Raw genomic sequence first — 8,831 nt, 5'->3', positions numbered from 1 at the left:
AAAAATATTATCTCCGAAGTCAAGTTTATTCGGAATTCGAAACTATAAAATCAGGAACCAAAATAAAGTCTAATTTTAAAAATATACTTTTTTTAATATTTGTTATAATAGGAACAGGATTTACTTTTGCACAAGGCGTAAATTTATCTCTCTCCCAAGAAGGACGCTACTTCCTTCCTTTGGAAGATAGGTTCGAACCAGATGAATATAACTCTACGGCGAAAGATACCACTCTAGCGCTGCTGGACTTTTCCGCCATCGGACATAAATACAGCGCAATGGTATATTGGGATATTGGGCTTGTCGTGATCAACGAGTGGATCGGAGACCGGCAGGCTTATGCACCAAGAGTAATACCTATAGACAAGTTCCTTCTTCACTTACAAGACATGTATTGGCATAATACAGCTTGGGAGGGCGCGAAGAAGGAAGCTAAATCTAAAAAAAAGGGGGTTTCATTCGAAATCCCAATCGCTTTTCCTAAAAATGTCCGAGATGTTATTGGTGAAGGAGGCGCAGGCCTATCTTTGACAGGATACCAGAGAATAACACTCTCAGGTAGAAGCGAATGGTATTCCGGCCAAGTTCTCGGCCCTAACCAGAGTAAATTCCCAAGCTTGCAGATGGAGCAAGAAAGCCGATTTACAATCACTGGCACTATAGGTTCTAAGATCAGCGTCACAGTCGATCAAGATTCCAAACGAGAAACAGACCTTGAAAACACAATTAATATTTCATATACAGGAACAGAGGACGATGTTATTCAGAAGATCGAGGCAGGTAATACTAATATATCTTTACCTGGGGCTACTTTTGTAGGCTATTCTGAGCGTGTCGAGGGTTTATTTGGAATAAAAAGCCAATTCCAAATAGGTGATTTATCAATCACCGCCATCGGGAGTCAAGAAAAGGGTCAACACTCCAGCACATCCATAACTGGCCGCTCTTCGGTGCAACCAACGGATATCAGTGATTACGAGTATAGAGACCTTACATATTTCTGGATAGAGGAAGAATTCGTCAATGTCCTTCTGGGGTCTGGTTTGGACATAGGTGATTCGATATTAGAGTTCAACCTTTATGTAGATGACCAAAATAGCGCTAATAACATAGCGATGAACGCCATAAAAGGCGAGGCTATGCCTACACCGGGAGAAACCTATGATAACACAGTCGGTCATATAGGTTACTTCCATTTAATAGACCAGAGCAACTATGAAATATCGCGAGCGCTAGGCTGGTTTCGTATGATCGGTTATAACACGCTTCGAAACGACTATGCTATCTCTTGTAACTATATACTCCAACATTCGGATGGCTCCCTCGATTCAATCGGTTATAATACCGATAGCGATTCGACTGCCTTTTTAAACCTTATTCGCTCTCCAAATATATTGCCAACAAACCCCTGTTGGGATAATACTTGGCGCAATATATATTCCATGGGCGCTACCGGCCTGAATCCGGACAACATCGAACTAGAAATCTACATCACTCCTGTCACTAATAGTGTTACTAGTGACACGACTCAATCTCCACCTATGCCATTAATGCAGGTTATGGGTTTGGATAAAGTCGATCAGTATGGAAATTCAATCCCGGATGGAATAGTTGATAGGACACGATTTGATATAGGAGAGGGCTTTCTGGTATTTCCAGTGCTTCATCCTTTCGATCCTTCTGATATAGAGGAAAGCCAACTTCAATTTGGCGTGAGCACTCCAAGAAACTCGGCGATGTATTCGAGCATATCAAGTAATGATATCACGAGCGATCATAAATATGTTATCCGCATCACAACCGGAACCCGCGCTAATCCAATGAGCCTCGGCAAATTTAACATTCTCGAGGACTCCGAAGTGGTTAAACTCGGAAGCCGAAGACTTCAACGTGGTGTCGATTATCGTATGGATTATCAAATCGGTCAAATCACTTTCCTCACCGAAGAAGCACTTAATCCTAATATCGATTTAAATATTGATTTTGACTATGAACCTTTCTTCATGCCCGAACAGAAAGCGCTTCTCGGCACCAGAGCCGAATACCGATTCGGTGAAAATAGCTGGCTTGGAGGAACAGCGCTTTACAAATCCACAACCAGCGCTGAAAGAAGACCTCAGGTTGGCAGAGAGCCATCGAGGGCCTTCATTTGGGATGCAGATCTTAAACTCGACTATGAGGTTCCCATTCTAACAGATCTCGTAGATGCTATCCCGTTAATTCATACCGAACAACCCTCTAATATCGTTTTTACAGCGGAAATAGCACAAATAATTGGAAATCCTAACACAAAAAACGAAGCTTATATCGATGATTTTGAGGGATCCAAAAATACCTTCTCCCTCGAGGTAAGAAGAACGATCTGGCATAAATCCTCAGCTCCTCCAACAAAAACACAGGAACAACGAGGAAAATTAATATGGTATAATCCCTACGATAAAGTCCCTGTTAGGCAAATATGGCCCAATAAAGAAGTCGCTTCGGAGGAATCTAACACAAATGTTTTAGTCCTCGATTTGAAAGACACGACAGATGTTTTAGGAGAAACCGCCTGGGGTGGAGTTATGAGATACATCCCTTCGGGCTATCAGGATCAAAGCACATCGAAATTCTTCGAGGTTTGGGTACGCGGTGAAGAAGGTAAAGTACATTTTAACTTCGGTTCCATCGATGAGGATATTAACGGCAATAACGAATTAAACTCCGAAGATAAACCAATTAACGGGATCAGAGATGGTATCCTGACAACCGAAGAAGATATCGGACTTGACGAATTACCGGATAGCCTAGAGCCCGGTTTCACTGGCTCGAATGACCCAAACCAAGATAACTGGGATTGGGACTCCGAAAACCCCAATAATTATTCTAAAATAAATGGCACCGAAAGTAATGCGAGAGACCCGGAAGGTGGAAACAAACCTGACACGGAAGACCTTAATGGTAACGACTTCCTCGATACCTATGATAATTACTATGACTTCACTATCGATCTGTCCAGCAATGAGTTCGAGGTTCCGGGAACTCGTTCATATATTGAAGGAACTGACGAAAAGTGGCGAATGTATCGAATTCCCATTCAGGACTCGGTGTTTACACTCGTTCCTGATGGTAAGGTCTATCGCAGAAGCGAAGTTGGTTCTCCAAATTGGCAACAGACGAAATATATACGAATCTGGGCCGACGGTATCGAAGATTCCGCAAAAATATGGATCGCCCAAATGGAATTGGTTGGCAATAAATGGGAACCGCAGTCCACTGAACTTGAAGTCACAACCAAAAATTCACATGAGGATGCCGATTACCTCGCCCCTCCCGAAGTTACCGGTGAAAGGTCTGTAACAACTGGTATAATGAGTCAGGAACAGTCCTTGGTGCTCATTTATGACAATGTTCTAGGTGGGGACACGGTTATCTGCAACAAAACCACATTCTCTTCCAATAATCTTAATCTTACTCTCTATAATAAACTCGAGATGTGGATTTATCTCAACGATGAAGTCAGTGACGATTCAGTGATGTTCGTTTATCGCATGGGACGTGACCAATACAATATGTATGAATTCCGCACTTACCTGAAACCGGGCTGGGACAAGAGCAACAAGGTTGTGATGGACTTTTCGGTTATCACAGCCTTTAAAGATCAAGTCCTTACCTCACTTGGGGATACCATTTATTCAAATGATCTTAGTAGAATTATGGATTTGGATGATGGATCGAGTTATGTCATAACAGGGAGCCCTTCTCTTACCGATATTCGCTATTTTGAGATGGGAGTGATCAACCCTTACAATTATCGCCCAATTTCCGGCGAAATATGGTGCGATGAGCTCAAGGTAATCGATGTTCGCAAAAAACCGGGATGGGCTGAAAAATCGACCTTTACAATCAATTTCGCGGACCTTGCCGATTTCACAGGCTCTATTGAAAGGAAAGATAGCGAATTCCACGACCTTAATACACAAACGGGAACAGGAGCTACAGCAACAACAGGCGCTGCTTCGGCCAAGTTCAATATCCATAAATTCGCTCCGGATTCATGGGGCCTTTCTTTACCTTTATCTGTTAACTATGGAAGAACAATATCGGTCCCAAGATTGAAAACCGGCTCGGATATATCTGTTCCGGACAGCCTTCGTGATGATGAAACTACTCGCTCTAAACAATATTCGGTTAACATCACTCAACGCCTTGCGCCAAGAAATCCGGGGCTCCTTATCGGACTCACTCTTGCTAGACTGACACATTCTATCAGCGGGGGTGAACGCGACGAAAAAAGCCCTAACTATCCAAAAAATTTAAGCCAGGATTGGACGTTCAGGCAATCATATGATCTAACTCCGAACGAAAAGTGGGAGGTCCATCTTACTAGCTGGGCTTTCAATAAGCCAGATTCGAAATCCGATTCTACAGAAGACATTCCAGATACCACTAAATCAATTACCGAAGACACAAAAGAGAAATCCTTCTCGAGGAGAGGTGAGACCGAATCCGATACATTAGTTCCGAAATTACTAGACTGGAAACTCAACCTAGCTCCTACTGCTCTTCGATTTGAAACATCGGCCACAAGCAGAATTCAGAGAAGGCAGGACCGATACGGAAGCTTCACACAGTCATCTGATAAAACCCTTGAAAACACGACGACTTTTAATACTAACATCATCGAGCCAATAACAACGGGATTTACTTTGCGAATGAAGCGCGATGTTGGTGACTCCGCAACATTTAGATGGAGACATCCAGTTAAGATTGGTTCGCCCTTGACCAAAAGCATTAACGAAAATTTCCGTTTCAATCCTATGTGGGCTAAATGGCTGACTCAAAACTATGAATTTACTTCAACTTATACTGAAAACACTGACCCTCAAAGATACACCGATAAATTTGGCAATGTTGATATATCTCGAATTTATAGGGTTTCATTAGGGCTTCGTTGGAAGGAATTAACAAAGCTGCTTTCGCCATCGAGCTCTTCCAGCCCCAGTAAAGGTAGAAGCCCGAGAGCCTGGGAACGGGATACAAAAAATGGTGAGTCGAGTAATTCCGAAACAGCGGATTCCGGAGCAGTAGAACAGGTCACGCCACCTGGAGGGAACGGAATAAGTTTCTTGGAAACCATTGGAAAATCCCTCACTTTCCTCAATCGCTTAGATGATATTCAATTTGATTTCCAGAGGGATGATAGGCGTGGACTTCCCAACCTTGCACGAAGGCCGACAGTATCATATCAACTCGGTCTTACTACAGATCCTGGAGTTCCCACTGTAGCTGGAACAACAAGCGTCACATCTGCAATCGAAAGCAGGACTATCACTGATAATACAACCATAAGAACGGGCCTCCGGCTTCCATGGGATATAACTACTTCGATAAAATACAACTATAGAACAAACATAAGGTATAGCAGTAACAACACGAAGGATGACCAACTTACATTCCCCGATATAACTCTCAATTGGAATGGCCTCGGTAAATACTTTTTCTTCCCAAAACTTGCTAACAATGTCAGAACAAACAGCCATTATATCTACGAAAAAAAGAAATCCTATCAATCTGGTTCACTGACAACGCGTTCACTCAAACACAATCTTAATCCGCTTGTTTCTCTCAGTGTCGGTTGGAAATTCGGCCTCACTACCGACTACTCAGCTAATTGGATGGACTCACGAGACTATCGATATAGCACAACTAATACCAGCGTCACTCATAACCATGAGCTAAGCCACAAAGCTACGGCAAAATACAGTTTAAGAGCCTCTCAAGGCATTAAACTGCCAATAATCGGAACTCTTCATTGGGAAAATTCTCTTCAACTGCAATTAGCTATTCAACACACTCAAAGAGCAAATGAAACGTGGATTGAAGGGAACGAAGAAGAGGTAACGCCAATGCAAGATGACAGCGAATGGAGCATTACACCTTCCGCGAGTTACAGTTTCTCTCGTAATATTCAGGGAGGTATGGAAATGAAGTGGATAGACACCAAAGACAATAAACTAGGTAAAGTGCGCCATATAAGAGATGTAAGTATCTGGGTCGAGCTTAAATTTTAAGAAATTAGGGATTTGTTTAAACTATGAAAAAGAATAAAAAAGAAAATCTAAAGAACCTTGAACGCCTCTCAAAATTGGTCAAACTCTCGGGTTCTCTATTTCTAAATCCAAAGCTCGAGAACATTTCCGATGCGATAACCGACGAATGCGCTGCTATCGTCTCTGCGGAAAGATGTTTCCTTTTCTTTCTTAATAAGGATGATAATTCATTACATAGTGTCGTCTTTCCCCCCGGCCAGAAAATAACGCTTAAAAGCGAAGAGGGCATCGAGGGCTGGGTTGCAAAAACAGGCGAGTTTATTATCAGTGACAATCCTGAATCCGATAACCGCTATAGCCCGATTCTATCTCAAGTCTTGGGCTATCAGATCAAAAACTCCTTAGTCGTGCCATTAGTCAATAAACGATTTGAATGCTATGGTGTCTTGGAAGCAATCAATAGCACAACCGAAGGATTTTCAAGCGAAGACTTTTATATTCTTAGAACAGCCATTGCCCAAATAACGACAAATCTCGAAAACGCTCAACTCTATAACGACCTTAAAAACACATTCAATTCGTTGATTGAAGTTATGGCAACTACTATCGATGCACGGCACCCCATTTCCAAGGGGCACTCGAGAAGAGTAGCCGTCTATGCCGTAGGTATTGCTGAAGAAATGGGGCTTTCGGACAATGAAATCGAGCAAATACGAGTAGCAAGTTTGCTTCACGATTATGGTAAAATAGGTGTTCACGACTCGATACTAAAAAAAGAAGGCCCTCTTACAAATGAAGAATACGAAGCGATAAAAGAGCATGCGCGCATAACTCACGATATTGTTAGCAAGGTTCATTTCAATAAAGAGCTCGCCGATGTCCCAATAATAGCAAGTTGTCATCACGAACGCTGGGATGGTGATGGTTATCCCTTCCGCATGGCAGGTGAAGCCATACCACTTGGGAGCCGCATTATAGCTGTCGCCGATGTTTTCGATGCTATAACAACAGTTCGCGAATACAAAATCGCTAAAAGTTTCGATTTCGCAGCTAAAGAAATAATTAGAGAAAGCGGAACCCAATTCGATCCGGATGTTGTCGAAGCATTCAAGCGATATTTTTCAAGGACGCTATCAAAACAGAAGAAGCGGTAGCGATGAAAAACAAAATAATTGATTTCTACGAGATTGCCTTTACTCATTTCGGTGATCTTAAATGGTGGCCGGCGGATAACCCATTCGAGATTTCAATCGGCGCCATACTCACACAGAATACAAATTGGGTAAACGCTCAGAAAGCCATCGATTGCCTTCGAGCGAATGGCATACTCGATCTTGATGCCCTCATAAAAACTCCTGTAGAAAATATTGCAACTAGCATCAAATCTTCGGGCTATTTCAACCAAAAAGCGCTTAAACTCAAATACTTTGTCGAATGGTTTAAAAACGATTTCGATGGTTTTTTTCCCAACGCCGAGAATGTTAGTACACTTGATCTTAGAAAACAACTCCTTTCGATTAAAGGGATTGGGCCGGAAACAGCCGACGATATACTTCTTTACGCCTTCGAGCGGCCTGTGTTTGTCGTAGATGCTTATACATACCGCATAGCAGTGCGCCATGGTTGGACTCCCCCACAGGCTAATTATGATGAACTGGCTGAGCTTTTTTATTCGCATATCGAAGAAGATCTCTTCGTTTACAAGAACTTCCATGCAATATTGGTGGAACTCGGGAAAAATTATTGTTCAAAAAAAAAGCCCAAATGCAATACTTGTCCAATGAAAAAAACACTTGTTGAAAACAATCCCTATGAATTATACTAGGTAAGTTATGCAGAAAAAATATTCGCCAACAGAAATAAAAAATAAAATATGCGATCTTCTAGAAAAGGCCGTCGAACTATCTGAAAATAGGAAATTCTCCATAATTGGTTATATAGAAAACCTTTATGATCATAGAGATGCCTCCGGCTGGTTAAGTTTCTTTATTACCGATGGTTTCAATAGACTCTATTGCACCGTCGAACCAGAGATAGCTGCAAAAATCGATTTCCCGATTTACGATGGGGCTCGAGTAAAAATAATTTCAGAATACCGCGTTTTTCATAAAACCGCACAAATCGAGCTCAGCGTTCTATCTTTTGAAGATATTAGCAAAACGAACGTAAATAATCTTTTCATCGAAATGAAAAATACTCTATCCGAAGAAGGTCTTCTATCTCAAGCAGAGCTGCGCAAAATTTCATTAGACCCTCCACCGAAACGAATCGCAATAGTCGCGCCGGAAAATTCTTCTGCTTTCAGTGAATTCGAATTCGAGCTTCTTAGGGCACAGAATCCTGAAATACACATTTATAAAAGACCTTTTAAAGAAAACTCGCCAGATTCCCTTATTGATGAGATTATAAAATGCACGTTAATAAAAGAGGGTATCGATTTGATCGTCGTCGCGGAAACAGGAGGAAAAGATATCTCGGTATTCAATAACAAAAGCGTTATTAGGGAAGTAGCCAAATGCCAAATACCTGTGCTTAGCGCTATTGGTTACGCTATAGATAGAACTTTATTGGATTACATAGCTTCCGAAACCCTCCCTACCCCAACTGCTGCAGGGCAATGGTTATATAAGCTAAATATAGGTTATATGACGAAAAAAAAAGAGGCTACAAAGAAAATGATTTATATTATCTTGGGAATGTTGATACCGTTACTCGGCTTACTTGGATACATGTTTCTGAATTTTCTATTAAAGTAATATTTAACTCACTATTTCATTTTACTTTGCTTAATAAAGCAAG

At 41.6% G+C, this 8,831-nt stretch carries 4 protein-coding genes; all 4 read left to right on the top strand.

Annotation, left to right across the window (positions count from 1 at the left end; genetic code table 11):
- Positions 1-179 precede the first annotated feature (179 nt).
- Genes sprA through KAH81_07210 form a run of 4 tightly spaced genes read left to right on the top strand, consistent with a single transcriptional unit; the run spans position 180 to position 8,788 of the window.
- Positions 180-6,053: a cell surface protein SprA gene (sprA, locus tag KAH81_07225; protein ID MCK5833444.1), complete on the top strand. Its 5,874-nt coding sequence runs from the start codon at positions 180-182 to the stop codon at positions 6,051-6,053.
- Positions 6,054-6,076: 23 nt separating this feature from the next.
- A complete protein-coding gene (locus tag KAH81_07220) occupies positions 6,077-7,186 on the top strand; it encodes an HD domain-containing protein (GenBank protein ID MCK5833443.1) in 1,110 nt (369 codons plus the stop codon).
- Positions 7,187-7,188: 2 nt separating this feature from the next.
- The gene (locus KAH81_07215; protein MCK5833442.1) at positions 7,189-7,857 is read left to right on the top strand and encodes an endonuclease III domain-containing protein; all 669 of its coding nucleotides are present in this window, start codon (positions 7,189-7,191) and stop codon (positions 7,855-7,857) included.
- A 7-nt stretch (positions 7,858-7,864) separates the two neighbouring features.
- The gene (locus KAH81_07210; GenBank protein MCK5833441.1) at positions 7,865-8,788 is read left to right on the top strand and encodes a hypothetical protein; all 924 of its coding nucleotides are present in this window, start codon (positions 7,865-7,867) and stop codon (positions 8,786-8,788) included.
- Positions 8,789-8,831: the final 43 nt, after the last annotated feature.

This window comes from bacterium (genome assembly GCA_023145965.1).
Taxonomy (GTDB): Bacteria; UBP14; UBA6098; order UBA6098; family UBA6098; genus UBA6098.
The sequence above is the reverse complement of the archived record's forward strand: the minus strand, read 5'-3'. Positions and strand labels throughout refer to the sequence as shown.

Excerpts from the sequence above, each read along its gene's own strand:
- KAH81_07210 (MCK5833441.1), top strand. The coding sequence starts at position 7,865 with ATGCAGAAAAAATATTCGCCAACAGAAATAAAAAATAAAATATGCGAT.
- KAH81_07220 (MCK5833443.1), top strand. The coding sequence starts at position 6,077 with ATGAAAAAGAATAAAAAAGAAAATCTAAAGAACCTTGAACGCCTCTCA.
- KAH81_07215 (MCK5833442.1), top strand. The coding sequence starts at position 7,189 with ATGAAAAACAAAATAATTGATTTCTACGAGATTGCCTTTACTCATTTC.